Annotated in this window: 26 protein-coding genes and 1 pseudogene; 13 read left to right on the top strand and 14 right to left on the bottom strand. The window is 73.0% G+C overall.

Annotated features, from left to right (window positions below; genetic code table 11):
• Positions 1–39: 39 nt before the first annotated feature.
• Positions 40–1,815 (bottom strand): oleate hydratase, encoded by a 1,776-nt coding sequence (locus tag ATL40_RS14115; protein ID WP_098470101.1) that lies wholly within the window; start codon positions 1,813–1,815, stop codon positions 40–42.
• A 238-nt stretch (positions 1,816–2,053) separates the two neighbouring features.
• On the opposite strand from ATL40_RS14115, the gene ATL40_RS14110 reads away from it, so the two are divergent.
• The 4 genes and pseudogenes from ATL40_RS14110 to ATL40_RS14095 all read left to right on the top strand — a co-directional run bounded on the left by ATL40_RS14110 (position 2,054) and on the right by ATL40_RS14095 (position 4,550).
• The gene (locus tag ATL40_RS14110) at positions 2,054–2,287 is read left to right on the top strand and encodes a glutaredoxin domain-containing protein (protein ID WP_098470100.1); all 234 of its coding nucleotides are present in this window, start codon (positions 2,054–2,056) and stop codon (positions 2,285–2,287) included.
• Positions 2,288–2,399: 112 nt separating this feature from the next.
• Positions 2,400–2,765, top strand: a complete 366-nt coding sequence (locus tag ATL40_RS14105; protein ID WP_245867150.1) for an ArsR/SmtB family transcription factor — start codon at positions 2,400–2,402, stop codon at positions 2,763–2,765.
• 134 nt (positions 2,766–2,899) lie between these two features.
• Positions 2,900–3,616 (top strand): annotated as a pseudogene (locus tag ATL40_RS14100) (cation diffusion facilitator family transporter); the annotation flags it as partial.
• 631 nt (positions 3,617–4,247) lie between these two features.
• Entirely contained in the window at positions 4,248–4,550 is a 303-nt protein-coding gene (locus ATL40_RS14095) for a putative quinol monooxygenase (RefSeq protein ID WP_098470099.1), read from the top strand.
• 13 nt (positions 4,551–4,563) lie between these two features.
• On the opposite strand, the gene ATL40_RS14090 is transcribed toward ATL40_RS14095, so the two are convergent.
• Positions 4,564–5,601, bottom strand: a complete 1,038-nt coding sequence (locus tag ATL40_RS14090) for a YeiH family protein (protein ID WP_098470098.1) — start codon at positions 5,599–5,601, stop codon at positions 4,564–4,566.
• Positions 5,602–5,687: 86 nt separating this feature from the next.
• Between ATL40_RS14090 and ATL40_RS14085 the strand changes: the two genes are divergently transcribed.
• On the top strand, positions 5,688–6,590 hold the full coding sequence (locus ATL40_RS14085) for a LysR family transcriptional regulator (RefSeq protein ID WP_098470097.1): 903 nt from the start codon (positions 5,688–5,690) through the stop codon (positions 6,588–6,590).
• Positions 6,591–6,606: 16 nt separating this feature from the next.
• Here the strand turns inward: ATL40_RS14085 and ATL40_RS14080 are convergent, their stop codons facing one another.
• Positions 6,607–7,731 (bottom strand): AI-2E family transporter, encoded by a 1,125-nt coding sequence (locus tag ATL40_RS14080; protein WP_245867249.1) that lies wholly within the window; start codon positions 7,729–7,731, stop codon positions 6,607–6,609.
• Between the two features lie 171 nt (positions 7,732–7,902).
• Here ATL40_RS14080 and ATL40_RS14075 point away from each other — a divergent pair, with 171 nt between their 5' ends.
• Entirely contained in the window at positions 7,903–8,718 is an 816-nt protein-coding gene (locus ATL40_RS14075; RefSeq protein WP_098470095.1) for an oxidoreductase, read from the top strand.
• A gap of 75 nt (positions 8,719–8,793) precedes the next feature.
• Positions 8,794–9,261, top strand: a complete 468-nt coding sequence (locus tag ATL40_RS14070) for a VOC family protein (protein WP_098470094.1) — start codon at positions 8,794–8,796, stop codon at positions 9,259–9,261.
• Positions 9,262–9,264: 3 nt separating this feature from the next.
• Here the strand turns inward: ATL40_RS14070 and ATL40_RS15605 are convergent, their stop codons facing one another.
• Positions 9,265–9,936 (bottom strand): PadR family transcriptional regulator, encoded by a 672-nt coding sequence (locus ATL40_RS15605; protein ID WP_098470093.1) that lies wholly within the window; start codon positions 9,934–9,936, stop codon positions 9,265–9,267.
• Between the two features lie 155 nt (positions 9,937–10,091).
• Between ATL40_RS15605 and ATL40_RS14060 the strand changes: the two genes are divergently transcribed.
• Positions 10,092–11,078: an SDR family NAD(P)-dependent oxidoreductase gene (locus ATL40_RS14060; protein ID WP_098470092.1), complete on the top strand. Its 987-nt coding sequence runs from the start codon at positions 10,092–10,094 to the stop codon at positions 11,076–11,078.
• 32 nt (positions 11,079–11,110) lie between these two features.
• On the opposite strand, the gene ATL40_RS14055 is transcribed toward ATL40_RS14060, so the two are convergent.
• The 3 genes from ATL40_RS14055 to ATL40_RS14045 form a co-directional block, all read right to left on the bottom strand.
• Complete coding sequence (locus ATL40_RS14055) at positions 11,111–12,481, bottom strand: PAS domain-containing protein (RefSeq protein WP_098470091.1); 1,371 nt, start codon at positions 12,479–12,481, stop codon at positions 11,111–11,113.
• Positions 12,482–12,621: 140 nt separating this feature from the next.
• Positions 12,622–13,314, bottom strand: coding sequence for an acetate uptake transporter family protein (locus ATL40_RS14050; protein WP_098470090.1), 693 nt, complete (start codon positions 13,312–13,314; stop codon positions 12,622–12,624).
• Positions 13,315–13,384: 70 nt separating this feature from the next.
• Positions 13,385–14,803 carry a PAS domain-containing protein gene (locus tag ATL40_RS14045; RefSeq protein ID WP_098470089.1) on the bottom strand — a complete coding sequence of 473 codons (1,419 nt, stop codon included), beginning with the start codon at positions 14,801–14,803 and terminating at the stop codon, positions 13,385–13,387.
• A 141-nt stretch (positions 14,804–14,944) separates the two neighbouring features.
• Between ATL40_RS14045 and ATL40_RS14040 the strand changes: the two genes are divergently transcribed.
• Positions 14,945–15,337: a DoxX family protein gene (locus tag ATL40_RS14040; RefSeq protein WP_098470088.1), complete on the top strand. Its 393-nt coding sequence runs from the start codon at positions 14,945–14,947 to the stop codon at positions 15,335–15,337.
• Between the two features lie 18 nt (positions 15,338–15,355).
• Here ATL40_RS14040 and ATL40_RS14035 read toward each other — a convergent pair whose 3' ends face one another.
• The 6 genes from ATL40_RS14035 to ATL40_RS14010 all read right to left on the bottom strand — a co-directional run bounded on the left by ATL40_RS14035 (position 15,356) and on the right by ATL40_RS14010 (position 22,507).
• Positions 15,356–16,600, bottom strand: coding sequence for an amidohydrolase (locus tag ATL40_RS14035; RefSeq protein WP_098470087.1), 1,245 nt, complete (start codon positions 16,598–16,600; stop codon positions 15,356–15,358).
• 163 nt (positions 16,601–16,763) lie between these two features.
• On the bottom strand, positions 16,764–19,106 hold the full coding sequence (locus tag ATL40_RS14030) for an FdhF/YdeP family oxidoreductase (RefSeq protein ID WP_211283188.1): 2,343 nt from the start codon (positions 19,104–19,106) through the stop codon (positions 16,764–16,766).
• A gap of 356 nt (positions 19,107–19,462) precedes the next feature.
• Complete coding sequence (locus ATL40_RS14025; protein ID WP_098470085.1) at positions 19,463–20,098, bottom strand: hypothetical protein; 636 nt, start codon at positions 20,096–20,098, stop codon at positions 19,463–19,465.
• Between the two features lie 61 nt (positions 20,099–20,159).
• A complete protein-coding gene (locus tag ATL40_RS14020) occupies positions 20,160–20,495 on the bottom strand; it encodes an ArsR/SmtB family transcription factor (protein WP_098470084.1) in 336 nt (111 codons plus the stop codon).
• A gap of 61 nt (positions 20,496–20,556) precedes the next feature.
• Positions 20,557–21,042: a hypothetical protein gene (locus ATL40_RS14015; protein WP_098470083.1), complete on the bottom strand. Its 486-nt coding sequence runs from the start codon at positions 21,040–21,042 to the stop codon at positions 20,557–20,559.
• A 142-nt stretch (positions 21,043–21,184) separates the two neighbouring features.
• Positions 21,185–22,507 (bottom strand): M18 family aminopeptidase, encoded by a 1,323-nt coding sequence (locus ATL40_RS14010; protein WP_098470082.1) that lies wholly within the window; start codon positions 22,505–22,507, stop codon positions 21,185–21,187.
• 99 nt (positions 22,508–22,606) lie between these two features.
• Here ATL40_RS14010 and ATL40_RS14005 point away from each other — a divergent pair, with 99 nt between their 5' ends.
• The 4 genes from ATL40_RS14005 (at position 22,607) to ATL40_RS13990 (ending at position 25,178) form a co-directional block, all read left to right on the top strand.
• Positions 22,607–23,137 (top strand): TIGR03086 family metal-binding protein, encoded by a 531-nt coding sequence (locus ATL40_RS14005; RefSeq protein WP_098470081.1) that lies wholly within the window; start codon positions 22,607–22,609, stop codon positions 23,135–23,137.
• A 59-nt stretch (positions 23,138–23,196) separates the two neighbouring features.
• The gene (locus tag ATL40_RS14000) at positions 23,197–23,388 is read left to right on the top strand and encodes a hypothetical protein (RefSeq protein ID WP_098470080.1); all 192 of its coding nucleotides are present in this window, start codon (positions 23,197–23,199) and stop codon (positions 23,386–23,388) included.
• 272 nt (positions 23,389–23,660) lie between these two features.
• The gene (locus tag ATL40_RS13995) at positions 23,661–24,698 is read left to right on the top strand and encodes a lactonase family protein (RefSeq protein WP_098470079.1); all 1,038 of its coding nucleotides are present in this window, start codon (positions 23,661–23,663) and stop codon (positions 24,696–24,698) included.
• A 57-nt stretch (positions 24,699–24,755) separates the two neighbouring features.
• Positions 24,756–25,178 carry a hypothetical protein gene (locus ATL40_RS13990; protein ID WP_245867147.1) on the top strand — a complete coding sequence of 141 codons (423 nt, stop codon included), beginning with the start codon at positions 24,756–24,758 and terminating at the stop codon, positions 25,176–25,178.
• Positions 25,179–25,194: 16 nt separating this feature from the next.
• On the opposite strand, the gene ATL40_RS13985 is transcribed toward ATL40_RS13990, so the two are convergent.
• Positions 25,195–26,823 (bottom strand): molybdopterin-dependent oxidoreductase, encoded by a 1,629-nt coding sequence (locus ATL40_RS13985; RefSeq protein ID WP_098470078.1) that lies wholly within the window; start codon positions 26,821–26,823, stop codon positions 25,195–25,197.
• Between the last annotated feature and the right edge of the window lie 56 nt (positions 26,824–26,879).

The following is a 26,879-nucleotide window of genomic DNA, read 5'->3' as shown; positions in this document are numbered from 1 at the left end:
CGACGGGCCACCGCCGACGCGACCGTGGAGGAAACCCTGTCAGAGCAACTTGGCGTCCTGCAGCAGTTCCTCCACGTAGGTGCCCTCGACCTTCTTCAGCGCGACCTTCTCGATCATCCGCGCCATGAAGGGCAACTTGATCTCGTGCAGCGGCTTGCGGTCGTTGAGGTAGTAGACGGCGTTGAGCAGCATCCGGACGTCGAAGGAGGAGGCGAACACCTCCGGCACGCCGCGCTCGACCTCGAACAGGGTGTAGACGGCTTCCATCGCGGTGCGGGTGGAGTACTCGGTGGTGAACACCGTGTCCCGCTCGGTCTCGGCGAAGTTCCCAAGGAAGGCGAGGTTCACCGAGCCCTCCGGCACCACCTGGGGGCGGTCACCCAGGGCCCGCGGCATGAAGTAGGAGGTGATGTAGGGCATGTTGCACGGGATGGTGCGGGCGGAGTTGTGCGCAAGGTCCTCGATCTCCTCCACCGGCACCCCCAGGTGGTAGAGCCACTCGGCGCACAGCTCGGCGCCCGTGCACTCCCGGATCGTCTTCTTCACGTAGTCGCCCGGCCGGTCGGAGAACATGCCGTACAACCAGACCACCAGCTCCTTGCTCGGGTCCTGGGCGTGGAAGTGCGGCTGACGGCTCATCGTGAAGCCGTAGAGCCAGCTGGAGTCGGCGATGTTGCACGGCCCGCCGGTGATGATGTGCCCCGAGCGCGGATCACGGCCGGTCAGTCGCTCGATGTAGGGCGCGATCCGGTCATCAGTGAGCGTGACGGTGGCGGAGATCGTCCAGTTCGCCTCCGGGATGTTCTCGCAGAACTTCTCCGGGTGCCCCAGGGCGGGGTCCTGGGCGGCGAGGTTCTTCCACAGCCCCCAGGCTCCGCCGTCGCGCATCTCGATCGGGGCGGGGGAGTCGTTGTCGCCGAAGGTGGAGCTCTCGGTGATGGAACCGTTGGTGACGAACACCAGGTCGCTCGGCGACAGGTCGATCGTGCTCTCCTGGTCCCCGACCGTCAGGTGGAGACGGCGAGCATGGAGGGCGCCACCGGCGCGCTCCACGTCGATGCCATGCACCCGGGTGGCGTACTGGAACCGCACGCCGTGATCGGTGAGGTAGGCCACCAGCGGTGTGATCAGCGACTCGTACTGGTTGTAGCGGGTGAAGCGCAGCGAGGTGAGGTCCGCGAGCGAGGCGATGTGGTGGATGAAGCGCAGGATGTAGCGGCGCATCTCCAGGGCGGATGCCCACGGCTCGAAGGCGAACATGGTGGCCCAGTAGAGCCAGAAGTGGGACTCGAAGAACTCCTCGGTGAAGACCTCGTCGATGCGCTTGTCCTGCAGGTCCTCCTCGCGGGTGAGGGCGAGGCTCAGGAGCTCCTCGACGGCCTTCGGGGTGAGGGTGAGGTCCTTCATGTCCGCGATCGCCTCGCCGCGGTTGTGGATCGCACGAGTGGGGACCGAACTCGGGTCGTCCTTGTGCAGCCAGTACATCTCGTCCAGCACCGAGGCGCCCGGGGTGTCGAGGGAGGGGATCGAGCGGAAGAGGTCCCAGAGCACCTCGAAGTGGGCCTCCATCTCGCGGCCACCGCGGATCACGAAGCCCTTGTGCTCATCGAGGATGCCGTCCATCGAACCGCCCGCGATGTCGAGTTCCTCGAAGACGGTGATGCGCTCACCCGGCACCTGGGCGTCGCGCACCATGAACGCGGCAGCCGCCAGGCCCGCCAGCCCGGACCCGACGATGTAGGCGGACTTGCCCTCGGTGGCGGCGGGCCTGCGCGGGCGCGCGAAGGCTTCGAAGTTGCCGTTGCTGCGGTACATCACTGCTCCCTGTCGTGGATGGTGGCGCGGCGGCCGTGGGACGGTGTCGCGGCGGCGACGGCGAGCCCCGGCGGATCCGGCGGTGAGCCCGATCGCGTCGGACGCCGTCGTCCCCTTCACCCTGCGCGGTGGTAGCGCTTCCACGCGCGCCGAGCGAGCGTGCGCACGCCCGGGCCGGGAGAGAGTGCGGGTGGGGGGTCCGTGTGCACAATGAGGGGTGACTACCGCCCCCATCACCATGTATGGCGCAGACTGGTGCGGCGACTGCCGCCGGACCAAGGCGCAGTTGGACTCGCTCGGCGTCCCCTACACCTACGTGAATCTCATCGAGGAGCCCGAGCAGGCCAAGGTCGCGCTCGAGATCTCCGGTCGCACCAACATCCCGGTCCTCGTCTACCCGGACGGCTCCCACCAGGTGGAGCCCACGAACCTCGAGGTCGCCGCCAAGCTCCACCTGTTCGGCCTGGCCTGACCGCCACCGCGCCACCGCGCCACCGCGCCACCGCGCCACCGCGCCACCGCGCCACCGCGCCACCGCGCCTAGAACCTTCCCATGGTTCAGCGATCGCTGTATCGTCTCGAGGGTGACGACAGCACCCGCCGCCGAGCCGATCGCCGAACGGTCCGTGACCCTCACCCACAGCGCCGCGCTCGCGCGCCTGGGGTATGCGCTCTCGGACGAGACCCGGGCGCGGGTGCTGCTCGCGCTGCGCGAGGCGCCCGCGTGCCCCTCGGACCTCGCCGACACCCTGGGCGTCTCCCGTCAGGTGATGTCGAACCAGCTCTCGTGCCTGCGTGGGTGCGGCCTGGTCGACGCCGTGCGCGAGGGCCGGAACACCTGGTACCGGCTCGCCGATCCCGTCCTCGGGGAGGCGTTGGCCGACCTGCTGCGGGTCGTGGTCATCGTGGACCCCTCCTGCTGCGAGGGAACGGAGTGCACCTGCGCATGAGCGAGCGACTCCCTTTCACCTCAGAGACTGTCCCTGGCGCAGGTGCGGGCCCTCACTCCGGCCCAGTCCCCGCCTCCGGTGCAGCCTCGTGCGACCACGCGCATGAGGGGGCCCGCTCCTGGGGCGGCGAGCGCCTGTCTCGCCCCACCGCGCCGGACCTGACTGCGACCCGGCGAGACACCCTCACCCGGCGGGTGCGCTGGATCGTCGTCGCGACCATCACCTACAACGTGATCGAGGCCGTCGTCGCCCTGGTTGCGGGTGCCGCGGCGTCCTCGAGCGCGCTGATCGCCTTCGGTCTGGACTCGGTGGTGGAGGTGCTCTCGGCCGCCGCCGTCGCCTGGCAGTTCTCCGCGCGCACCCATGCGCTGCGCGAGCAACGTGAGCGGCACGCGATGCGGCTGATCGGCGTCTCCTTCATCGGCCTCGCGGCCATGGTGACCATCGACTCGCTCCGGTCCCTGTTCGGCGGCGAGGAGGCGCAGCACTCCGGCGTCGGGATCGCGCTGGCGGCCGTGAGTCTCGCGATCATGCCCGCCCTCAGTTGGTTCGAGCGCCGCACCGGCCGCGAACTGGGCTCGGCGAGCGCCGTGGCCGACTCCAAGCAGACGCTGCTGTGCACCTACCTCTCCGCCGTGCTGCTCGTCGGCCTGCTGCTCAACTCCGCGGTGGGCTGGTCATGGGCGGATCCGATCGCCGCCCTGGTCATCGCCGGCATCGCAGTACGCGAGGGCGTCCAGGCCTGGCGGGGCGACGGCTGCTGCTCGCCCGCCGAACTCCTGGCCGACCCCGGGCACACCGCGACCGGTGCACACGGGTGCTGCGAGAGCACACCCGCGGACGCCGCGGCAGAACCCCCCGCCGATGACGACTGCTGCACCCCTGCCAATCCCACCGCGGCGGGCCTGCGGGAGGGGCGGGGGGACGCCCCCACCGAGGAACGTCAGGCTCCCGCCGAGGCGTCGGCGCACGACGGTGCCGAGACCGGTGCCGAGACCGGGGCCGGCGCCGGGGAGCGGCTCGCCGTCATCCGCGGTCGTGGCTCGTGCGCGTGCTGCGCCTCTACTCCCGATCGCCGCTCCTGAACGTGAGGCAGAGCTCGATGGGACCACCCGGGCTCGCCACGAGATCAGACCCCGGACTGGGGTGACCTCCGGTGTGCCGTGACGACACGGATCGCCGCGGCACGCCGATCCCCCTCGCTCAGGGCGGTGGACCCCTCGCTCAGGGAGGTCTCCTCGCCCCTTCGGACGGACCGCAGTCGCCCCTGACCGCCTCTCACCTGCGACGATGCCTCGGCAGCATCGGGAACGTGAGCGGTGCTTCCTCCCTCAGCGAGGGATCCACCGCCCTGGGCGAGGGCTGGCCGGCGTACCGGGCAGGCCCTCCTGGGTGAACCCACCGCTGTACACGACGTGCCGCGCCCGCGCCGCCTGCCGCGGCCGGCCCACCCTGTCGGCCCCCGTCGCTACCGTGTCCCCCATGACCTTCGTGAACGCCGGAACCCTGGGAGCCGCGCCGGGCAGGCGCGACGAGCTCGTCGCGCACCTCACCCGCGCCAACGCCGCCCTCGCCGATGTCGGCTGCCTGGCCTACGAGGTCGGCGTGAACGACGAGGAGCCCGACACCGTGTTCGTGGTCGAGATCTGGGAGAGCGCCCAGGCCCACCGGGACTCGCTCGCGCTCCCGCAGGTGCAGGAGTCGATCGCCGCCGCCCGGCCCCTGCTCTCCGGCCAGTTCGGCGGGTTCCGGTTCGACGTCGTGGGATCGCCGCTGCGGCCCTGAGCCCGCAAGCCCGCTAGATCTGCCCTGTCGCCCAGAGCACGCCGAGCGAGGTCAGGGTCACCACCGCCCACAGCGCGCCGCCCAGCAGCAACGGCCGCACCCCGGCCCTGCGCAGCGCCGCCACATCCGTGGACAGCCCGATCCCCGCCATCGCCATGGCGACCAGCGCCACGGCGAGCGTGGTCGCCAGGTGCGCGGCGCCGTCGGGAATCCATCCGAGCGATCGCGCACTCGCCATCACGAGGAATCCCACCAGGAACCACGGGATCAGCCCCAGGGCCCCGCGCCACCCCAGGCGTGCGCCGCCGCCCTCCCCCGCGCGCTGCGCCATGCGGGCCGTGCGCACCCCGAGGGTCACGCTGATCGGGATGATCATGAGGGTGCGCACGAGCTTGACGACCACCGCATACCCGAGCGCCCCGCCGCCGAACACCGCGGCGGCTGCGACCACCGAGGAGGTGTCGTTCACCGCGGTCCCCGCGAACAGGCCGAAGGCGTGCGGGTCCATCCCCAGGGCATGGCCGAGCAGCGGGAAGATCAGCACGGCGAGCACGTTGAACAGGAAGATCGTGGACATGGCGTAGGCGATCTCGGCGCTCGCCGCCCCGATCACCGGCGCCACCGCGGCGATGGCGGAGGCGCCGCAGATCCCGGTGCCCACCCCGATCAGGGTGCGCAGGTTCCCCGTGACCCCGAGGCGGCGCCCGATCAGCCACGCGCCCCCGAGGCAGGCCGCGAGCGTGGTGAGCATGATCGGGAGCGAGTCCAGGCCCGCCGCGGCCACGTCGCCGAGCGAGAGCTGCGCCCCCAGCAGCACGACGGCGAACTGCAGCACACGCTTGCCGGAGAAGGCGATGCCGGGCACCAGCCGCGCCGAGGGCCGCCGCAGGAGCGCGAGGCCGAGGCCGAGCAGCAGCGCCGGGACCGCGGAGCCGGCCAGCGGGAGCACCGATCCGATCGCGAGCGCCAGAGCGGCGAGCAGCGCCGTGAGCAGCATGCCGGGAGCAAGGCGCACGACGGCGCCGCCCGCCCGGGTGGTGGTGGTTGCCATGGCACAACCCTGGGGTGAGGGCGGGTGACGCCACCAACGCGTAGACCGCATCGCGCCACAACCTCATGTTGTGTCAGGGTGAGAGCATGCGCCCCGCGGAGGTCGACCTCACCACGTTGCGGATCCTCACCGCGCTCGAGCGCACCGGGAGCATCACCGCGGCGGCCGACGAGGTGGGCCTCACCCAGCAGGCCGCCTCGCGGCGCCTGGCCGCGGCGGAGCGGACCTGGGGCGTGGCGCTCCTTCGCCGCGGCCCGCGCGGGTCGGCGCTCACCGAGCAGGGGCGCCAGGCGGCCGACCTCGCGGAGGACGTGGTGCGGGCGGCGGATCGCCTGACCCGCGCCGTGGACGCCCTCGCCCGGCCGCACGCCACGCTGCGGGTGGCGGCGAGCCTGACGATCGCCGAGCACCTTCTGCCCGCCTGGGTCCTGCGGCTGCGGGCCGCCGAGGCGGCCGACGGCCGGCCCCCCAGCGCGGTCGAGATCACCGCCGTCAACTCCGCCACCGCGATCGCCCGGGTGCGCGAGGGCGCGTGTGACCTCGCCCTCGTGGAGACCTCCGATCTCCCGGAGGACCTCGCGGTGCGCACGCTCTGGCAGGACGAGCTCGTGCTCGTGGTCGGCGCGGCTCACCCGTGGGCGAGCACCACCCGTCCCGTGCGGCTCGAGGACCTGGCCGCCACGCCCCTGGTGGTCCGCGAGGCGGGTTCGGGCACGCGCCGCAGCCTGCAGGACGCCCTGGCTCGCGCCGGGCACGAGCCCGTGGCACCTGCCGCCGAACTCGCCACCACCGCCGCGGTGCGCGCGGCGGTCCAGGCGGGCCTCGCGCCGGCGGTGCTCAGTCATCTCGCCGTCGACGACGACCTCCGGTTGGGCCGCCTGGTGCGGGTGCCGCTCGCGCGGCGGCTGACCCGCCCGCTCAGTGCGGTCCACGCGGGGAACCCCTCGGCCGGGGCGCGTCACCTCCTGAACGTGGCGGGCGCGGGGTGACCGACCCGCCCCGGCGCTAGGAGTCCACGGCGGGCGGTGTCTTGGGTCGGGCGAACCGGGCCGGTGTCGTGGGCCCGTCCCACACCGTGATCGCGCCCCAGATCGCGGCGGCGATCGGCACCGCCAGCACGGCGCCGGTGATCCCCGCCAGCACGGTCCCCACGGTCAGGGCGACCAGGATGACCAGCGGGTGCAACTTCAGCGAGCGCGCCATGATGACGGGCTGCAGCAGGTTGCCCTCGAGCTGATTCACCCCGACCACGATCGCCACCACGATGAGTGCCTCGACGAACCCGTTGGTCACCAGCGCCACGAGCGCGGCGAGCACCCCGGCCAGCGTGGCACCGACCAGGGGGATGAACGCCAGCAGGAACACCAGGACTCCCAGCGGGAGCGCGAGCGGCACCCCGAGGATCCACAGGCCCAGGCCGATGCCGATCGCGTCGACGGCGGCCACGGCGGCGGTGCCGCGGACGTACCCGCCCAGGGTGGACACCGTCTTGGCCCCCACGCGGCGGCCGCGCTCGTAGGACTCGCCGTGGAAGGGCCGCAGCAGGAACTCCCAGATCCCGGGGCCGTCCTTGAGGAAGAAGAACAGCACCACGACCATCAGCACGGCGCCCGTGACGAAGTTGGCGGTCTGGGAGACCCCGGAGACCACCCCCGAGGAGAACCCGGAGGAGGTCAACAGGCCCATCGCGCTGTCCTGCCACTGGCTGATCTGGTCCTCGGTGATCTCGAACGGCAGGCCCGAGATGAGGTCCTGGAGCTCGCCCACGCCGTCGATCGCGGAGTCGCGCAGGGTGTCCCACTGGTTCATCACCGTGGCGACCACGCCCCAGATCACCCCGCCGAGCACCACCACGATCCCGATCAGGGCGATCCAGGTCGCCAGCATCGAGGGGACACCGCGGCGGCGCATCCAGCCGATGAGCGGTGAGATGGCCGAGGCGATCACCAGCGCGAGCAGCACCGGGATCACCACCAGGGTCAGCCGGGTGAGGGAGAAGATCGCCACGGCCGTGACGGCGAGCACCGCCAGGATCTGCGCCGCACGCGTGCCGAGCCGGCCGGCGCCGTCGGACCACATCCGGGCCGCCCGGCCGCGATCGGCATCGCCTCCGGCACCGGCGCCGCGCATCGGAATCACTCGCGTCGGGCGGCGACGCTCCCCCATCTGGCTCATGCCCCCATTGTGGGGGGCGGGCGCCACGCTTCGGAGCCAACCGCGCAAACGTGGGTTGTGCAGCACGCACGAGCCGCGCCGCCGCGGGTGCAGAGTAGGGACCATCCCACTCACAAGGAGCACGTCATGAGCAAGGTCGCCCTCGTCACCGGAGCCTCCTCCGGCATCGGCGCTGCCACCGCACGCCGCCTCACCCGCGCCGGGTACACCGTCTACGGCGCCGCCCGGCGCACCGATCGCCTCGCCGAACTCGCGAGCGACGGCGTGCGGGCCCTCGAGCTCGACCTCACCGAGGAGTCCTCCATCGAGGCCGCGGCGCAGGCGCTGCTCGCCGAGGCGGGGCGGATCGACGTGCTGGTGAACAACGCCGGCTACGGCTCCTACGGCGCGCTGGAGGACGTGCCCCTGAGCGAGGCCCGGCGGCAGTTCGAGGTCAATGTGTTCGGCCTCGCCCGCCTCACCCAGCTCCTGCTGCCCACGATGCGCGCCCAGGGCTCGGGGAGGATCGTCAACGTCACCTCGATGGGGGGCCGCCTGACGATGCCGCTCGGCGGCTGGTACCACGCGACCAAGTACGCGGTGGAGGCCTATAGCGACGCGCTGCGCCTGGAGGTCCGCCCCTTCGGGATCGACGTGATCATCGTGGAGCCCGGGTCCATCGCGACCGAGTGGGGCGGCATCGCCGCCGAGAACGCCGCCACCTTCTCGGGCCAGGGCCCGTATGCGAGCCGGGCGCAGGCCCTCCAGCGCGCGATGAGCAGCCCCCGGATGGCGAACGTGGGCTCCTCCCCCGAGCTCATCGCCGACGTCATCGCCAAGGGCGTCGCGGCCAAGCGCCCCAGGGTGCGCTACGTCGCCGGCGCTCTGGCCCGCCCGTTGCTCACCCTCAAGGCGGTGCTGCCGGACCGCGCCTTCGACGCGCTCCTGGCCCGCGTGCTCTGATTGGCACATCCGCTGAGAGCCCGCATCCCCTGAGGGCGCCCGTCCACTGAGAGACGACGCGCTACCCTCGCCGCCATGGGAGTGCGCAGCGCGGAACACATCGGCCTGGTGGTCGCGGACCTGGACCGGGCGGTCGCCTTCTTCGAGGCCGTCGGGTTCGACGTGGGCGAGCGGATGCGGGTGGGCGGCGCATGGGCCGATCGCGTCAACGGGCTGGAGGGCACCGACGTCGAGATGGCGTTCGCCACCGCGCCGGACGGGTCCGGCGCCATCGAGATCACCCGGTTCGTCCACCCCGCCTCCCCGCCTGTGGCGGGCGGGGAGGCCGCGAACCACCCCGGGCTGCGCCACCTCGCCTACCGGGTGGACGACCTCGACGGCACGCTGGCCCGCGCCCGCGAGGCCGGGTACGACCTCGTCGGAGCAGTGGAGGCCTTCGATCCGTGGCGCCTGTGCTACCTGCGAGGACCCGAGGGCCTCATCCTCGAGTTGGCCGAGCGCGCCGAGGACCCGCACGCCGGGGCCGAGCACACCGAGGAGTAGGCCTCACTCCGCGAGCATGCGGTACAGCTCGCGGCGCAGGTCCTCCATCTTCGCGGCGGCCTGGGTGCGCTGCTCGGGGGTGCCGTTCTCGGCGACCTCCCGCAGGGCGGCGAGCAGTTTGCGCCCGGCCGTCATCATCTCGCCGACCTCGCCCCACTCCCGCGTGGCGGGGCCCCAGACGCCCTCCAGCTCCGCCCGGTGCTCGGTGGCGTAGGTGCCGCCGGCCTCGGTCAGGGCATAGGTGGTGCCGCCGCTCTCGCCGCCCTCGGCGGGGGCGATGAGGCCCTCGTCCACGAGCTGGGCGAGGGTGGGGTACACCGAGCCGGGGCTGGTGCGCCAGAAGCCGCCCGTGCGCTCCTCGATCTGCTTCATGATCCCGTAGCCGTTGGCCGGCCCGTCGCCCAGCACCGCCAGGATGGCGTGCCGCACGTCGCCGCGGCGCGCACGGCGCCCGCGGCCACCGCCGCGCCCGCCTGGACCCCCAGCGCCGAAGGGCCCGAACGGGCCCCCGGGCCCGAACGGCCCGAAACCCTCGCCACCGGGGCCTCGCCGGCCGCGGCCCTTGCCCGGGTGCTCGTGGTGGCCGCCACGTCCGTGCCCTCGCCCACCCCGCCCCTCGGATGCGCCGTCGTCGTATCCACGAGCGCCTCGCTCGTCGTCATCGATGAACCACATGGGTTCCCTCCTCTCCGATCCGGTCAGGGTGACCGGTCTGCGATATATCGTTCCTCATTCTCGACGTGCTGTCAACGACATATCGCTGAAGACGATCGGCCGACGACGCAGCGCATCCTGGTAGGAAAGGCTCACCCCCTGGAGATCGGAACCCGATGAGCCGCCGGAACCCGCCCGCGCCCGTCCACTACGACGAGGTGGTCTCCGCCCTCCCTGCGCTGACCGGTCTCACCGTCGCCGTCACCGGCGCCACCAGCGGCACCGGGTACGTGCTCGCCGAGACCGTGGGGCGGTTGGGCGCCCGAGTCGTGATGGTCAACCGACCCTCAGCGCGCGCCGATGCCGCGCTGGGCGCCCTGCGGGTCCAGGAGATCGATGCCCACCTGGTGCCCTGCGACCTGCAGAGCTTCGCGAGCGTGCGTGCGGCGGCTCCGCTCCTGGCACATGCCGCACCGAACGGGCTGGACGTGCTGGCGAACAACGCCGGTGTGATGGCCCTGCCGGATCGACCTTCCGGGGACGGCTGTGACGTCCAGATGCAGGTCAACCACCTCTCCCACGCACTTCTGACCTCGTTGGCGTGGCCGCTCCTGCGGGCCGCGGCCCGCGCCCGCGGTGAGTCGCGGGTGGTGTTCCACTCCAGTGGCGCACGCCGCGGCGCCCCGATCCGGGCGGAATCCCTGGGCCGCACCGGGGGCAGCCTCGGCGGCGACGGTTTCCTGGGGACGGGCAAGTGGCGCCGCTACCAGCAGTCCAAGCTCGCCAACCTGCTGTTCAGCTATGCGTTGGCTGAGCGCGTCCCCGCCGATTCGCCCGCCGTGAAGTCGCTGTGCGCCCACCCCGGCCCCACAGCAACGGACCTGCTGGGCAAGGCTGCGGACGCCGGCGCGGCCGGGCTCCTGGATCGCGCGATCCTCGGGCGGACCCGCCGGGCCGCACACGCGGCACCGGACGGCGCGCTCGGCCTCATCATGGCCAGCCTCCTGCCGGGGGCGGATTCCGGGGAGTTCTACGGACCACCCGGGATGGGGAAGGCGGGCCTGGCCGCGCTGCTGCCCCCGGAGCGTGACCGTGCCGCGGAGGAACTCGTCTGGAGCCAGACCCTCACCACGATCGGCGTTCGCGACTTCTTCGGCCGCTGACACCCGCCGCGGGGCGCCGCGAGGCGCCGCGGTCACGCGACGTCGATCACGCCGTCCCCGATGCGCTCGACCAGCCCCCGCACCGCCCCGAGCCCCACCTGGGTGCCGAGCTCGTGCAGGGCCTCGACGCCCTCGGCCAGGGGCAGGAGTCCGTCCGCCGCCGAGGCGAGGTCCGCCTCGGCCGCCATCGCCAGTGCACCGACCTCCGCGGCCGCGCCACCGAGCGCCTCGCCGGTGGCCGGCAACGCGAGTTCCGCGGCCCAGGCCTCACCCTGGTGAGCGAGCCGCTGCGCGCCGGACCGGGTCACCGCCAGGAGTTCCGGCACCACGCCGAGCAGCTCGGTCACGCGCGCGGACCCGGCATCGGCGTCCTCCACCTGACGTGCGAGCGCCGACTGCAGCAGTCGAAGTTCCGTGCCACGCGAGGTGGCACCCGTGCCGGCGGCCGTGACCTCCACCGAGAACCTGGCCACCATCTGCGCCAGGAGGCGAACGATCGCCACCCGCAGCGCGAGATCCGCGAGCGCCTCGCGCAGCCGCTCCGCGGGCAGACCCTCGATCCCCTCGATCACGTCATCGCACAGCGCCGCGAGGTCGCCGGTGCGCTCGCGCAGATGCCGGGCCCCGGCATCCGACGCCAGGTCCGCCACCCTCGCCAGTTCCTGGCGCACACCGTCCAGGTCCCCCACCAGCGGCGTCAGATTGTCCTGCTCGAGGGCCACGCGCTGGGTGGCTGCCTCCAACTGCTCCACCCGAGCGGCGATCCCGGAGGCCTCGGCGACCACCCTCCGGGCGGCGTCCACCACCGGACGCAGGGGCCCCTCCACGCGCGCGGGCGCCTGGGGCAGATCCGCAACGAGGGCGTCGACCTCACGGGGCAGGACCGTGCGCGTGAACGCGGACAGGGATCCGTAGCCCAGGCGCGCCAGGGAACGGGACAGGAGCGCCGCACCACGTTCGGCGGCGCTGCGGCGCCCGGCCCCCTCCTGCCGCAGCGCAGCCTCCCGGGAGGCCACGTCGTCGTACACCCCGAGGATCTCGGCCTCGAGGTCACGCAGTCCCGGGCGCAGCCGGACCGAGAGGAAGCCGCCCTCCACCGGCACGATCGTGGCCAGCACGTCGTAGCGCACCCCGTCCTTGGCGAGGTTGGGCAGGTAGGCGCTGACCGGGCGGCCCGCCTCGAGTTCGTCCCAGATGAGGCGGAACGCGCCGCCGGGGACCTCGGGGTGGCGGATCAGGTTGTGGGGGAAGCCGATCGCGTCGACCTCCCGCAGCGCGGCCAGGCGCAGGAAGGTGCCGTTCGCGTGCCGGATGATGCCGCGGCGGTCGGTGGTGGAGAAGAAGACGTCGACCGCCTCGAAGGTGCGGCGGGCCGCGAGCGCGGCGGGGTCGGTCAGGGACATGGCTACTCCTCGCGCGGGCTCCTCGGCGGGGCGGTGCCGCCCGTCACGATCATGTCATCGCATGCCCTCGCGCGCGCGGGCCGGAGGGCCCAGACGAGGTCCCGGCCTGCGTGGTCTACCCGGCCGGCGTGGAGGGCACCTCACAACTGCTGTCGGACCCCGGCCTCGCGTGCGATGCCCTCCACCTGCGTGGCGATGTCATTCTGCAGCGGCTTGCGCCCCTCTCCGCGGCGCAGCAACGGGAGCTTGACCGGGTGGTTGGCCTCTTCGAGGGCGAAGCCCAGGGCCGCGTACAGGGCGAGGACCGCGAGGGCGAAGCCGAGGATCCCGGCCGTGGTGTCCCACGCCTGGATCTCAGTGAGGTCCGCCAGGCCGGTGGTCGCGAAACGCAGCGAGGAGCCCACCATGATGAACGCGGCGAGGAGCTTCCCGCGCGCGGCCAGCGCCGGCGCGATCATGGCGATGGCGGCGGTGAGCAGCAGGATCCCGACGGCCGGGCTCGAGCTGCCCGGGGGTGAGGCGAGGGTGGTGGCGGCGAGCATCGCCCACACCCCGGCCACGATCGCCATCCCGTTGCCCGCGATCGGATCGCGGGCCCCGAAACCCACGACGGAGGCGTAGAACTGCAGCGGCACCGTCAGCACCAGGGTGGCCAGGGCCACCGTGCTCTCCTCGGCTGTACCGACGATGCCGAGCTGGATGGCGCTGAAGCCGACCGTGCCCATCGCCAGGGCCGTGAAGCCGAGCGGCAAGGGGTTCCCGCTCGGGCGCAGCACGATGCGCGTCATGGCCAAGGGGTCGGGGTCACGCCGCGCGTCGGGGTTCTGATCCATACCTCACCCCACCCCAGCGGGTGGGGCGCTGCCAAGTGGCCGGAGAAGATCCGCCGCGCACGCCTGGTGACTAGCGGGTCGCGGAACTGTGGCGCCCGGCGACTCCCTCGCGGATGCGCTGCACGGCCCGCTTCAACGCCTCCACGTCCACCTCGGTGATGGCCTGCGAGAGTCCGGCGGCGTGCTGCGCGAGGGCGTCCCAGGACTCCGCCGCCTCCTGCAACGCGGACTGCGCGGACTGTGCGGTGTGCGTGAACATGCCCGCCTCCCCGGCAGCGAGCTCGGCACCGGCCGCCTCGCGGGCGGGATCAGGGGTCTGCGGGATCAGCCCGTCGGCCCGTCCCCGCACGCTCTGGATACCGCGGCCGCAGACCGCGAGGAGTTCGGGGACGACCTGCAGGAGTTCCGCGGCCCGGACCGAGGCCGATTCGGCGTGGTCCAGTTGTTGCATGAGCGCACTGGAGAGCAGACGCAGTTCGCTGCTGCGCACCGAGCCACGGGACCCACGGGCAAGGAGTTCCTGGCTGAACCGGACGATCATCTGCGCGAGCACCTGCGTGATCGCCAACCGCAGCGCCAGGTCCCCGACCGCCTCTTCCAGCCGTCGCAGCGGGACGGCCTCGACGTCCGCGATCACTGCCCCGCACTCCTCGGACACCTCCCGTGCCCGCTCCCCGATCGCCGGCGCCTCGCCGCCCGCGTCCCCCGGCAGGGCGGCCAGTTCCTCCAGGTCCGCCTGCGCCCGACGCAGAGCGGTCAGGCTCTCCGGCAGACGCCCACGCGACGCCCCCATGCCGGCCACGAGCGTGGACAGGTGCTCAGTGTGCGCGGCCACCTCACGCGCTCCGAGCACGACCTCCCGAGCAGCGGTGACCACCGGCCCCGCGGTGTCCTCGCCGGGCAGTTCCCCCATCACGTGCGCCCCGGACTGCGAATCCGCAGCCCACGCCTCCACCTCCAGCGGCAGCACCGTGCGCGTGAAGGCAGCCATCGAGGGGTATCCGAGCTCGGCCAGGCCCTCGGCCAGCGCCGCGGCACCGCGCTCCGCACTGGCGCGGCGACCCACGCCGGACTCCCGCAGGGCATGCTCCAGGCCCGCCACGCCGTCGTAGGCCTGCAGGATCACCTCGGCGAGATCGCCCCGGCTCGGGCGCACCCGCACCGAGAGGAACTCCCCCTCGATCGGGATGATCGTGGCAAGGACGTCATAACGCGCTCCGTCCAGGGCACGGTTGACGACGTACGCGGCCACCGGGCGGCCCGCCTCCAGTTCGTCCCACACCAGTCGGAACGCGCCGCCGGGCATGTCCGGGTGACGGATCGTGTTGTGCGGCGAACCCACCGCATCGCCCTCATCCATCGCCGCGAGGCGCAGGAAGGTCTCATTCGCGTAGGTGATGACACCCTTGCGATCGGTGGTGGAGAAGAAGACGTCCTGCGCCTCGACGGTGCGCCGATCGGGCAGGTCGTCAAGCGTGCTCAATGCCATGTGTGATCCCCAAAAGTCCCCACGCGGCGCCGCGCCGGTCGCGAGCCGTCCTCGGCATCCTGGCAGTGCGCCCGGGGGCCCACCGGGACCAAAGTCCCGGGTACTGCCCTCACGGGGTGCGCCGTCGGGCACGATGGGGCGATGACACACGGCGCCCCGGCTTCTCACCTTCCCTGGTCCGTCGTGGCGCCGTTCGCCGTCTCCGGCGTGATCCACCTCGTGCGGCCGGGCCTGTTCGAACCGATCATCCCGGCGCCGCTGCGGCCCTGGGCCCGCGAGCTCGTCGTGGCCTCCGGAGCGGCGGAGCTCGCCTGCGCCGCCGGTCTGGTGCACCCGCGCACCCGGAGGCTCGCGGGGCGCGCCAGCGCCGCACTCCTGGTGGCGGTGTGGCCGGCGAACGCCCAGATGAGCCTCGACCTGGCGCGGCTGGCGCGCGCTCGCCGCGACCAGGCGTCCGTGCTGGCGCTGGTCGCGTCGCTGGCGCGGCTGCCGCTGCAGATCCCGTTGATCCGGGCGGCGCTGCGGGCGCATTGAGGCGCCCGCATCCAGGGCTCAGCGGGCGAAACGCTCCCCGCGCTCGACCACCCGGGTGCCGGACTCCGCGGGGGTCAGCACCTCGCGGCCCTGGATGTAGGCCCGCAGCACCCGGGAGCCGGTCGCCAGCGGGTCACCGCTCCACAGCACCACGTCGCCGTCACGACCCGGCTCGAGCGCGCCGACCCGTTCCTCCAGGCGCAGCATCGCCGCCGGGTTCGCGGTCAGGGCCGCGAGCGCCGTCTCGGCCGGCAGTCCCTCGTCCACGGCGAGGATGGCCTGCAGTCGCAGGTGTTCGATCGGCACCACGGGGTGGTCGGTGGTGATCGCGACCCGCACCCCCGCCCCGGCGATCACGGCGAGGGAGCCGATCGCGCGGTCGCGCAGTTCCACCTTGGAGCGGGAGGTCAGCATCGGGCCGAAGATCACCGGGATGTCCTTCTCCGCGAGGACGTCGGCGATCTTGTGCCCCTCGGTGCCGTGGTTGACCACCAGGTGGTAGCCGAACTCCTCGGCCAGGCGGATCGCGGTGGCGATGTCGTCGTGTCGGTGGCAGTGCTGGTCCCACAGGAGCTCGCCGTCGAGCACGGCGGCGAGGGTCTCCTTGCCCAGGTCCCGGGTGAAGGGCTTGCCCTCGGCGGCCGCGTGCTCGCGCGCGGCGCGGTAGTCCTGCGCGGCGGTGAACGCCTGCCGCAGGCTCGCGGCCACGCCGAGCCGGGTGGCGGGTGCCTGCTTCCTGTCGCCGTAGACCCGCTTGGGGTTCTCCCCGAGCGCGGACTTCACCGAGACGTCCGCGGCGAGCACCTGCTCGTCCACGGTGCGCCCGCCCCAGGTCTTGATCGCCACGGTGCGGCCGCCGATCGGGTTCGCCGAACCGGGCTTGACCACCACGGTGGTCACGCCGCCGCGCAGCGCGTCCCGGAAGGCGATGTCCTCGATGTCGATCGCATCCAGGGCCCGCAGGTGGGACCCGTCGGGGCCGGTGGCCTCGTTGGTGTCGTTCCCGGACCACCCCTCGCCGTCCTCGTGCACGCCGAGGTGACCGTGCGCCTCCACGAACCCGGGCAGCACCCAGGTGCCGGTCGCGTCCACGGTGGCGGCGCCGTCGGGCACCGGCGTGTCCGGGCCGCCCACCGCGGCGATGACGCCGTCGGTGACGATCACGGTGCCGTTCTCGAGGGTGTGGCCGGTGCCGGTGACGACCCTGCCGCCCACGACGGCGAGGGTTCCGGCGGCGGACAGGGGCGAGGCTGGGTGCGTCATACCTCCATCGTGCACCCGGATCGGGTGCCACGGGCGCGAGCGGGGCGGGCGGGCGGGCGGCTCAGCCGGGCGGAAGCGGGGCGGACGCCCAACCGCAGGCGCCTCGCCCAGGGCCCGGACCCCGCCGCGATGGCCACGGTCCACGGTGATCAGGCGGCGCTGATCAGACGGCGGACTCCTCGTGGACGTGCGCCTCCAGGCTGATCTCGATCGACTTCGAGGTGGGCGTGCGGGAGGTCTCGGCGTAGGAGTCCAGCGGCACCAGGACGTTCGTCTCCGGGAAGTACGCCGCCGCGCAGCCGCGGGCGGTGTCGTAGGCGACCACCCGGAACCCGCTCGCGCGCCGCGGCACGCCGTCGCGCCAGTGGGAGAGGAGGTCCACCGTGTCGCCGTCCGCGAAGCCCAGCGCGTCGAGGTCGTCCGGGTGCACGAACACCACGCGCCGTCCCCGGCGGATGCCGCGGTAGCGATCGTCCAGCCCGTAGATGGTGGTGTTGAACTGGTCGTGGGAGCGGATGGTCTGCAGCAGCAGGTGCCCGGGCGCCACCCGCGGGTAGACCAGCGGGTTCACGGTGATCTCCGCCTTGCCCGACGGCGTGGCGAAGGATCGCGTATCGCGCGGCGGGTGGGGCAGTACGAACCCGCCGGGCAGGTCCAGGCGCTGCTCGTAGTCGGCGAACCCGGGGACCACCCGCCCGATCGAGGCGCGGATCCGGGCGTAGTCCTCCCGCCACGCCGCCCAGTCCACCCGCGGCGCACCGGGGCGGCCCTCCAGCACCCGCTCCGCGAGGGAGGTCACCACCCACACCTCGCTGCGCAGGTGCTCACTCGCCGGCTCCAGGCGGCCGCGGGAGGCGTGGACGGCGCTCATGGAGTCCTCCACGCTGACGCGCTGCGGACCACCGGCCTGCACGTCTTGCTCGGTGCGTCCCAGCACCGGCAGGATCAGGGCGCGCCGCCCGGTGACCATGTGGGACTGGTTCGGCTTGGTGGAGATCTGCACCGTGAGGCTCATGCGCTCCAGGGCCTTCTCGGTGACCTCGCTGTCCGGTGTGGCCCGCACGAAGTTCCCGCCGAGCCCGATGAAGACGCGGGCGGCGCCGTCGCGCATCGCCTCGATCGCCCCGACGGTGTCGTGGCCGGGGGCGCGGGGGGAGGAGAAGGCGAACTCCGCATCCAGCGCGTCGTGGAACGCGGCGGGCATCTTCTCGAAGATGCCCATGGTGCGGTCACCCTGCACATTGGAGTGGCCGCGCACCGGGCACACCCCAGCGCCGGGGCGGCCGATGTTGCCCTGCAGCAGCAGCACGGAGACGGCATCGCGCAGGGTGGCGACGGCGTGCGGGTGCTGCGTGAGGCCCATCGCCCAGCAGAAGACGGTGCGGCGGGAGCCCGCGAGCGCCGCGGCGGTCTCCCGGATCTGCTGCTCCCGCAGTCCGGTGGCCTCCTCGATCTCGCGCCATTCCAGGGCGCGGACGTGCTCGAGGTAGGGCTCCAGTCCCCGCGTGGAGGAGGCGAGGAACTCGTGGTCGAACACCGTGCCCGGGGCCTCACGTTCGGCCTCGTCCAGCACCTTGCCCCACGCCTGGAAGAGGGCCTGGTCGCCACCGAGGCGGATCTGCAGGTGATCGGTGGCCAGGCGCGTGCCGCCGCGGATCAGGGATCCGGGCTCCTGTGGGTTCGCGAAGGCCTCCAGGCCCACCTCCCGTAGGGGGTTCACCGCGATGATCCGCGCGCCGCGCTTGGCGGCCTTCTCCAGGGTGGAGAGCATCCGGGGGTGGTTGGTGCCGGGGTTCTGCCCGGCCACGACGATGACGTCCGCCCCGGCCACGTCGCCCAGGCTGACGCTGCCCTTGCCGATGCCGATGGTCTCGGTGAGCGCGGAGCCCGAGGACTCGTGGCACATGTTGGAGCAGTCGGGCAGGTTGTTCGTGCCGAACCCGCGCACGAGGAGTTGGTAGGCGAAGGCGGCCTCGTTCGAGGTGCGCCCGGAGGTGTAGAAGATCGCCTCGTTGGGGTCCGCGAGGGCGCGCAGCTCCTCGGCGATGACGTCCAGGGCCTCCCCCCAGGTGACGGGCCGGTAGTGGGAGGCTGCGTCGTCGAGCATCATCGGGTGGGTGAGGCGGCCCTGCCGGCCGAGGCTGTGGTCGTCCCAGGTGCGCAGCTCCGCCACGGAGTGGGCGGCGAAGAACGCGGGATCGGCGACGGCGCGGGTCGCCTCCTCCGCCACCGCCTTGGCGCCGTTCTCGCAGAACTCCGCGGGGCTGCGGTGATCCGGGTCCGGCCACGCGCAGCCGGGGCAGTCGAAGCCGTGCTTCTGGTTCAGCCGCCCCAGGGTGCGGGCGGTGCGCACGGGCCCGAGTTCGCCGAGGGCGTGCTCCATGGCGTGCAGCACGCCGGGCACCCCGGCCGCCTTCTGCGGTGGCTCGCTGACCTGCAGCCGCGTCTCGTCGGTCTGCGGCACGCGGCGGCTGCCATCGAGGGTGGGTGGCGGCGTGGGTCGCATCGGGGTGTCCATGGGCTTCCTCGCTCCGGGGTCTTGACTCGAGCCTACGCCGGGGCGGCGGTGGCGGCAGGTTCAGGGCGCCCGGACGTTCGGAACGGCGGCACGGGGATCTCGGCACGGGGGACTCGGCCGGGGGACTCGGGTGACGCCGGCGGACTCGACCCGCACCGCCGGCCTCGCTGTGGGCGGTGCACCCCTCGCCACGGGCGGGACATCGGGGTTCGAGGTCAAGCCCCACCGCCGGGTGTACACACTTGACCTGCGACGATGCGTGGTAGCGATGCCAAAGCCCTCCATCGCACCGCCCCCAGCGAGGGGCTGCCCGCCCGTCGCGAGGCGCCGACGCGCGGTGCGCCTCAGTCGGACCGGAAGAGGTAGCCGAACGCGGGCCGGGTGTAGGCAATGCCGCGGCCGGTGGCGCGGATGTGCTCCGCGTTGGCGTGCTCGGGGCGCTTGGGCACCAGGTAGCGCTCGAGCCCCTCGCGCACCAGGCGGTAGCGCCCGTCGCGGTGCTCGACGGCGGCGACGAGGGTGAGTGCCGGATCGAGGGCGGCGAGGCTCGCCTCCCCGTGGCTGGCGTTCGCGAGCAGGTACCCGCCGGGGCGCAGGTAACGGCGGCAGGCCTCCCAGGCGGGCACGGTGAACAGGGAGATCAGCAGGTCCATGCTCGCCTGGGGCGCGTCCACACCCTGGGTGAAGTCGGCGGCGAGGAACCGGACGCGAGGCGCGGGGACGGGGGGCGCGGCGGGCGCGGGGGAGCCACCCCGGACGAGTTCCGCCCGCACGAGGTCCTCGTCGGCGAAGAACCGCGCCGCGCGCCGGTCGAGGTCCACGTAGGTGACGTCCTCGATGGCCGTCGACGGCGCGAGGTCCACGTAGCTGCCGAGGTAGAGCGCCCGGTGGATCTCGAAGGCCTCGGCGAGGGCGGCGAACAAGGGCGTGCGGTCACCGATCGTGGCGCGGTACTGGGTCCACGTGACCGGGCTCGGCATGGTCGGCAACGTAGCAGGTGCGCCCGCCCCGCACGGTCGAGCGGGGCGCGGCGATGGCGGTTCAGGCGCGTGCGCGGCGATGATGCGGCGGCTGCGCGTACAGCGCGTGTTCCGCCAGAGCGATCGCGTCGGCGACCAGGCCCGCGAGGTGCGGCTCGCGCTGGGTGTAGTAGATCGTGGTCCCCTCGCGCCGCGTGCTCACCAGACCCGCCGCGCGCAGTTTGGCCAGGTGCTGGGAGACCGCGGCCGGCGGCCGGTCCACCGCCTCGGCGATGGCGCCGACCGAGAGTTCCTGGTCTCCGATCAGCGCGAGTATCGCCAGCCTGGTGCGGTCGGCCAGCAGCCGCAGCGCCCGCACGGCGTGGTCGAGTTCGGCCTCCCCCGGAACCGTGGTCATCGACGAACCCCCCTGACATCGTCGCGTCCCCCGAGCCTACCGAGGCACGGCCACCCCGCCGCTAGCCCATCGAAGAAATCTCCGGTCGCAGGTGGGCGCACATGGCGTCATAACTGAGGGCCTCGCTCCCGGTGACGCTCGCCGGCACCACGTTGACCATGCGCAGCACCACGGTGTCCGCCGCGGGATGCTCCATGAGGATCCGCCACGTCCAGTCCCCCTCGTAGGAGTACTCCAGGGCGATCGCGCCATCCCCGATGGTTCCGCGCACCACGCGCGCCTCGGGCTGGTGCCAGGTGTCACGCCATAGCGCGATCAGGGCCGTGCCGTCTTCCTCGTGGCCATCGCCCTCATGAGCGGGACCGACGGCCAGGCCGCCGTGCTGTGGTCCATCACTCGGGTGCTCCCAGACATAGCGGACCTGCAGCAGGGCGCCCGCGTCGGCGACGACCAGGGTGAGCGGCGCCGTCGCCGGGTCGTCGCTGGGCATCAGGCGGAAGGTGTTCGTGCCCCGCCAGGTTCCGGCGGGCAGAGTCGGCGCGTCCATTCCGGCACCCTAGCCGCGGCGACCCCCGGCCGGGGATACTCGCGGACGAGCGACACACCACGAACGGCGAGCCCGCCGCTCGCACGATCGGCGCCGGCTCTCCTCGCCGGCTCTCCGCGCGCCCGAGGTCGAGATGACCCCCTCACGCCTCCCAGAACGCCGCCGCCACGCGCGTCAGGTCGTGCAGGTCACTGGTCCCGGCCAGCTCGCGAGCGGAGTGCATCGACAGGATCGGGATGCCGACGTCCACGGTGCGGATCCCCAGCCGGGTGGCGGTGATCGGCCCGATGGTGGAGCCGCACGGCACGGCGTTGTTCGAGACGAACTCCTGGGTGCGCACGCCCGCCGCCTCGGACCACCCGCGCCAGGCCGCCTCACCGGCGGCGTCGGTGGTGTAGCGCTGGTTGGCGTTGATCTTCAGGATCGGGCCGGAGCCCAGCAGCGGCTGCACCACGGGGTCGTGGCGGCCGGGGTAGTTCGGGTGCACCGAGTGCCCCACATCGCTGGAGACGCACCAGGAGTCCGCCAGCGCCCGCAGGTGCTCCTCGCCGCCGGCGCCGAGCGCCCCGGTGATCCGGGCCAGGACGTCGGCCAGGAACGGCCCGGCGGCGCCGGTGCGGGTGGCCGAGCCGACCTCCTCGTGGTCGAACACCGCGAGCATCGGGGTGTGGGTCAGGTGGGCGGGAGCATCGGTGGGCAGGCCCTCCAGCGCGGTCAGGCCGGCGTGCACCGAGGCGAGGTCGTCAAGGCGCCCGACGGCGAGGAACGCCTCGTCCTTCCCGAAGACCTGGCCTCGGGCCGAGTCCGCGACCACGAGGTCGTACCCGCGCACCTCCTCGCGGGTCAGGCCCGCATGCGCGGCGACCTCGGCGATCAGGTCCGCCGAGTCCGACGCGCCCACACCCCACACCGGCTGGGTGTGTGCCTGTTTGTCCAGGGCGAGCCCGTCGTTGACGGCTCGGTCCAGGTGGATGGCGAGCTGCGGCAGCCGCAGCAGGGGCGGCGTGGAGACCAGGTGCGCTGCGCCGTCGGCCGTGACCAGGCGGCCGGCGAGCACGAGTTCGCGGTCGAGCCAGGAGTTCAGCAGCGGACCGCCGTACACCTCCACGCCCGCCTGCAACCAGCCCCGGCTGCCGGTGGACCCCTGCGGCTTGAGGCGGAAGCCCGGGGAGTCGCTGTGGGCGCCGAGGATGTGGAACCCGGTGGTCGCCCCCGCCGACTCCGGCAGCACCCAGGCCAGCACCGCGCCGTCACGCAGCACCAGGTAGCGCCCGCCGGGCTCCAGCGTCCATGCCTCGCCCTCGACCAGGCGGGTGTAGCCGATCGCCTCCAGCCGGCGGGCGACCTCGGCGGCCGCGTGCAGACTCGAGGGCGAGGCGGCGACGAAGTCGATGAGGTCCTCGGCATGCGCCTGCACCTCGTTCGGCTCGGCGGACGGGTGCGGCGAGGGGATCTCGGGGCTCATGTCCCGATCGTAGGCACACCGATGATTTCCGCAGGCCCGGTCGGTCCACCTCTCTGCCAACCCGCTCGGCAGCACGCCGTCCACCCGGAGGAGTTAGCGATGTTCGACCTGACGCCCGTGACCGACGAGCTCGCCCGCGTAGTGCGCCAGGTGCGCGAGGAGGATCTCGGCGCGCCCACGCCGTGCCAGGAGTGGAGCGTGGCCGACCTGCTGACGCACATCCACCAGTTCGCCGCGGTGTTCACCGCCAACGCTCGCAAGGAGCCGGGGCACCCGCCCGCCGATCTCGCGGCGCACTGGCGCGAGGAGATCCCGGCGCAGCTGGCCGCGATGGCGTCCGCGTGGCGCGAGCCTGCGGCGTGGGAGGGGCGCGTGGAGGCGGGTGGCATCGAGATGCCCGCCGCGGACAATGCGCTCGTCGCCCTGGAGGAGACGACGGTGCACGGCTGGGACCTCGCGCGGGCCACCGGTCAGTCCTTCGCCGTGGCACCCGAGGCGCTCGACCGGCTCCCGGGGTTCTTCGCGTTCTTCGGCGACGCGCCGTTCGGTCCCGCCGTGCCGGTGCCGGCGGATGCGCCGCCGTTCGACCGGGTGTTGGGGCAGACCGGACGCGATCCGGCGTGGGCCTGAGGCGCCGGGGACAGGGCTCACCCGCGGGTTCGTCGTGCGCTCTGGTCTACCGTGAACCCATGCAGGACAAGGTGGTCTCACGCACCGCGATGGCGGTCACGCTCGTGGTCGTGCTCGGCGCGAACCTCCTCATCGACTCCACCACCGAGGTGAGCATGTGGGTGCGATGGCTGATCGCGATCGCCCTCGGGATCGGTGCCTCGATCGCGACCACCGCGATCATGCAGCGCGTGCGGGGGCCGCGGGAGTAGCCCCGCAGGGTTCCAGCGAGCGACCGCGGGACCGCCGGCCTCGCGCACAGCGGACAGGCCTCGCGCACGGCGGACAGGCCTCGCGCACGGCGGACCTGTGCGCCCTCTCTCGACGGCTCTGGGCGTCGGCCCAGGTCAGGGACCCGCGGCCGCCTGGCACGCCCGGCCTATCCGCCGTGCGCGAAGCCGATCCGCCGTGCGCGAAGCGCGCCGCGGGCAGCCGAGGCCGGTCCACCCGGGCGAGCGGGCGCCGTCGTGCCTACGATCGGGGCATGACCGATTCCCCGCTCGTGCTCGTTGCCAACGCCAAGGACGGCAGCATCGCCACCTTCCGCCTCGAGGGCGGTGAGTTGACGCGCCTGGCCGTCACCGAGGGCATCACCGGGTGCTCCACGTTCGCGATCGACGCCGACCGGGACCTCGTCTACGCCGCGGTCAAGGGCGCCGCCGAGGGCGAGAACCCCGGGATCCTCACCCTCGCACTGGACCGCGAGACCGGCGTTCTGGCACCGCGCACGCGCCTGGACATCCCGGACGGGAGCCTGAACTACATCGCCCTGACGCACGGCGGCACGGGCCTGCTGGCCGCCTCCTACGGCGGCGGGTACGGGTTCAGCGCCCGGATCACCGACGGCGTGGTCTCCGCCCCCGTCAGCGAACTGCGCCACGCGAACCTGCACTCGGTGCTCCCCAGCGCCGACGGCGCCCACGCCTACTTCGTCTCCCTCGGGGAGGACCTCGTGGCGCAGTTCGCGATCGGCGAGGACATGACGCTCACCCCGCTCGCGCAGCCGACCGTCGCCGCACCCGAGGGCGTGGGCCCCCGGCACCTGCAGTTCAACGCCGCCGGGGACACCGTGTACGTGCTCACCGAGTTCACCGCCGAGGTGCTGCGGTTCGCGCGCGCCGCCACCGGTGAACTCACGCTCCTGGATGCCACCCCCGCGGCGGACCCCAGCCGCGGCCTGCGCCGCAGCGCCTTCGGTCTGGACCCGCGGGAGAACCACGCGATCTGGGGCGCCGACCTGCACTGGGGCGCGGACGAGCGCGTGCTGTGGGCCAGCGAACGGTGCGAGTCCACGCTCGGCGGGCTCGCGGTCGCCCCTGACGGGTCACTGAGCGCCCCGGCGCACTTCACCGACACCGAGCCGCAGCCGCGCGGGTTCGCGCTCTCCCCGGACGGCGCCCACCTGGTGGCCGCGGGTGAGCGCTCCACCACGGTCTCGCTGTACGCCGTCAACGGCGATGTCCTCACCCTGCTGCAGCAGGCGGAGACCGGGAACGGCGCGAACTGGGTGCGCTTCGTCTGAGCGGATGGTGACCGATCGACCCACCGGGTCGGTTCGTGACCGCGCTACGTTGAGGTCGTGGACACACAGACGACGGCGGCCGCCCTCGCGCTGGTGTGGTTCGGGATGGTGGTGGCGATCTCGTTCATCGAGGCGCCCCTGAAGTTCCGCGCACCGGGCATCACCACCGAACTCGGTCTGGGCATCGGGCGGCTGGTGTTCGCCGCCCTCAACGGCGTGGAGGGTCTCCTCGCGCTCCTCATCTTCGCGGTGTTGGTCTCCGACGGCGTCGGGGGCGGCGGATGGTGGCTGCTCGGGGCGGTGGTGGTGCTGATCGTGCAGCTGGCCGCCGTGCGCCCGGCGCTGCGGCAACGCACCCGCGCGGTACTGGGTGGCGGCGGCACCGGTGCGCGCTCGCGAGCGCACTGGTGGTACGTGGGCCTCGAGGTCGTGAAGGCGGCGTGCCTGATCATCGGGGGTGTGCAGCTGCTGGCCGCGTGAGTGCACCTGACCTGCGTCAGGAGACGTTCACGCGGACGGCGTGCCAGCCCTCGGCCCCATCGGGGACGACCTGCACGTTCTGCCCGCTCTGCACCTCACCTGTGGCGTCGATGGCGCGGACCTCGATCTGGTGCGTGCCCGGCTCTGCCTGCCACTGATGCACCCACTGCACCCAGGTGTCCTCGGAGATCGCGGGCGCGAGGGTCGCGGCCTGCCACTCGCCCTCGTCGATGCGCACCTCCACCCCGGAGATGCCGGTGTGCTGCGCCCAGGCGACCCCGGCCACCGGCACGGTGCCGGCGGCGAGCCTGCTACCGCTGGTCGGCACGTCGATCCGGGAGCCGATCTTGATCGGACCCATCGCCGACCAGCCGCGGTCGGTCCAGTAGGCGGTGTCCTCCTCGAAGGTCGTCACCCGCAGTTCGGTCACCCACTTCGTGGCGGAGACGTACCCGTACAGTCCGGGCACCACCATCCGCACCGGGAACCCGTGCTCAGGCGGCAGGAGCTCGCCGTTCATCCCGACGGCGAGAAGGCAGTCGCGGTCCGGATCCTCGAGGATCTCCAGGGGCGTGGAGGCGGTGAAGCCGTCCACGCTGCGGGACAGGACCATGTCCGCGCCCGCCAGCGGGCGGGCCCGGGCGAGCAGTTCCCGGATCGGGTAGCCGAGCCAGACGGCGTTCCCGATGAGGTCGCCGCCCACCGGGTTCGAGACGCACATCAGGGTGATCGTGGTCTCGGTCAGGGGGAGGTCCAGGAGTTCGGCGAAGGAGATCTCCACCTCCTCCTCGACCATCCCGACGATGCGCAGGCGCCAGGTCTCGGGGTCGACGGCGGGCACCTGCAGGGCGGTGTCGATCCGGTAGAACTCCTCGTTCGGCGTGACGAGGTCCGAGACCCCCTCGACCTCGAGTGCGGCGCCGGCGGGGACGGGCGGCGCGGCGGTCGCCGGCTGGGGCAGTCGGAAGATCTCCCGCACGCGCTCCACGGCAGCGGTGGCGGCGTTCGCGGCATTGTTGGCCAGGCGGGCGCCGGCCCCGACCACTACCGCACCTGCCGCGGTCCCCGCCAGCAGGGTGAGGAAACCCCGGCGCGACGGCGCGGCCCGCTGGGTCAGGACGCTCTCCTGGGCGGGAGTCATGCGGGCCTCGGGGGTGGCGCCGGCCGGCGCGGTGGGCGCAGAGGGCTCGGGCGCGGTGGCCGCGACCACCCAGGTGCGCAGCCTGGCCGTGAGCATCCGCAGCAGCACGATCGCCGCAAGCAACCCGAGCACGGTCGGCAGCAGCCACAGCACCACGAACTGCTCGCGGGTGGCGACCGCGTACACGGCGAGCGCGCCGAACACGATCAGCAGCGCACTGCCCCACGGGGGCCGGGTCAACTCCAGGCGCCCGGCCAGTGCCGCGATCGCGGCGAAGATCAGCCCCAGCACCACGAAGAGGAAGATCTTGTCGTTGGTTCCGAACAGCGCGATCGCGGCGTCCTTGGCCCACGACGGCGTGATGTCGACGGCGAAGGATCCCACCGCGTACACGGTGCTGCTGGAGGGCGCGAGCATCAGCGAGAGCAGCTCGGCGAGAGCGAAGCCTCCTGCCACGCTGACGAGTCCGACCAGCGCCGCCCACCCCTGCGTCCGTCTTGGCATGGCGTCGAGAGTACGCGGTGACCCTGAATGTCCCCTGGTAGTCCACAGCCCAGCTC

Origin of the sequence: Serinibacter salmoneus (assembly GCF_002563925.1) — a bacterium.
Lineage (GTDB): Bacteria > Actinomycetota > Actinomycetes > Actinomycetales > Beutenbergiaceae > Serinibacter > Serinibacter salmoneus.
Note: the sequence above shows the minus strand (reverse complement) of the source record. Positions and strands in the feature narration are given on the sequence as shown.

Coding starts and splice junctions, on each gene's coding strand:
- ATL40_RS14070 (WP_098470094.1), top strand. CDS start 8,794: ATGGGAGTGCGCAGCGCGGAACACATCGGCCTGGTGGTCGCGGACCTG.
- ATL40_RS14000 (WP_098470080.1), top strand. CDS start 23,197: ATGCAGGACAAGGTGGTCTCACGCACCGCGATGGCGGTCACGCTCGTG.
- ATL40_RS14055 (WP_098470091.1), bottom strand. CDS start 12,481: ATGTCCCTGACCGACCCCGCCGCGCTCGCGGCCCGCCGCACCTTCGAG.
- ATL40_RS14095 (WP_098470099.1), top strand. CDS start 4,248: ATGACCTTCGTGAACGCCGGAACCCTGGGAGCCGCGCCGGGCAGGCGC.
- ATL40_RS14015 (WP_098470083.1), bottom strand. CDS start 21,042: ATGGACGCGCCGACTCTGCCCGCCGGAACCTGGCGGGGCACGAACACC.
- ATL40_RS14035 (WP_098470087.1), bottom strand. CDS start 16,600: ATGACGCACCCAGCCTCGCCCCTGTCCGCCGCCGGAACCCTCGCCGTC.
- ATL40_RS14050 (WP_098470090.1), bottom strand. CDS start 13,314: ATGGATCAGAACCCCGACGCGCGGCGTGACCCCGACCCCTTGGCCATG.
- ATL40_RS14115 (WP_098470101.1), bottom strand. CDS start 1,815: ATGTACCGCAGCAACGGCAACTTCGAAGCCTTCGCGCGCCCGCGCAGG.
- ATL40_RS14110 (WP_098470100.1), top strand. CDS start 2,054: ATGTATGGCGCAGACTGGTGCGGCGACTGCCGCCGGACCAAGGCGCAG.
- ATL40_RS14020 (WP_098470084.1), bottom strand. CDS start 20,495: ATGACCACGGTTCCGGGGGAGGCCGAACTCGACCACGCCGTGCGGGCG.
- ATL40_RS14030 (WP_211283188.1), bottom strand. CDS start 19,106: ATGCGACCCACGCCGCCACCCACCCTCGATGGCAGCCGCCGCGTGCCG.
- ATL40_RS14085 (WP_098470097.1), top strand. CDS start 5,688: ATGCGCCCCGCGGAGGTCGACCTCACCACGTTGCGGATCCTCACCGCG.
- ATL40_RS14090 (WP_098470098.1), bottom strand. CDS start 5,601: ATGGCAACCACCACCACCCGGGCGGGCGGCGCCGTCGTGCGCCTTGCT.
- ATL40_RS13995 (WP_098470079.1), top strand. CDS start 23,661: ATGACCGATTCCCCGCTCGTGCTCGTTGCCAACGCCAAGGACGGCAGC.
- ATL40_RS14045 (WP_098470089.1), bottom strand. CDS start 14,803: ATGGCATTGAGCACGCTTGACGACCTGCCCGATCGGCGCACCGTCGAG.
- ATL40_RS14080 (WP_245867249.1), bottom strand. CDS start 7,731: ATGCGCGGCGCCGGTGCCGGAGGCGATGCCGATCGCGGCCGGGCGGCC.
- ATL40_RS14075 (WP_098470095.1), top strand. CDS start 7,903: ATGAGCAAGGTCGCCCTCGTCACCGGAGCCTCCTCCGGCATCGGCGCT.
- ATL40_RS14005 (WP_098470081.1), top strand. CDS start 22,607: ATGTTCGACCTGACGCCCGTGACCGACGAGCTCGCCCGCGTAGTGCGC.
- ATL40_RS13985 (WP_098470078.1), bottom strand. CDS start 26,823: ATGCCAAGACGGACGCAGGGGTGGGCGGCGCTGGTCGGACTCGTCAGC.
- ATL40_RS15605 (WP_098470093.1), bottom strand. CDS start 9,936: ATGTGGTTCATCGATGACGACGAGCGAGGCGCTCGTGGATACGACGAC.
- ATL40_RS14025 (WP_098470085.1), bottom strand. CDS start 20,098: ATGCCGAGCCCGGTCACGTGGACCCAGTACCGCGCCACGATCGGTGAC.
- ATL40_RS14060 (WP_098470092.1), top strand. CDS start 10,092: ATGAGCCGCCGGAACCCGCCCGCGCCCGTCCACTACGACGAGGTGGTC.
- ATL40_RS14040 (WP_098470088.1), top strand. CDS start 14,945: ATGACACACGGCGCCCCGGCTTCTCACCTTCCCTGGTCCGTCGTGGCG.
- ATL40_RS14010 (WP_098470082.1), bottom strand. CDS start 22,507: ATGAGCCCCGAGATCCCCTCGCCGCACCCGTCCGCCGAGCCGAACGAG.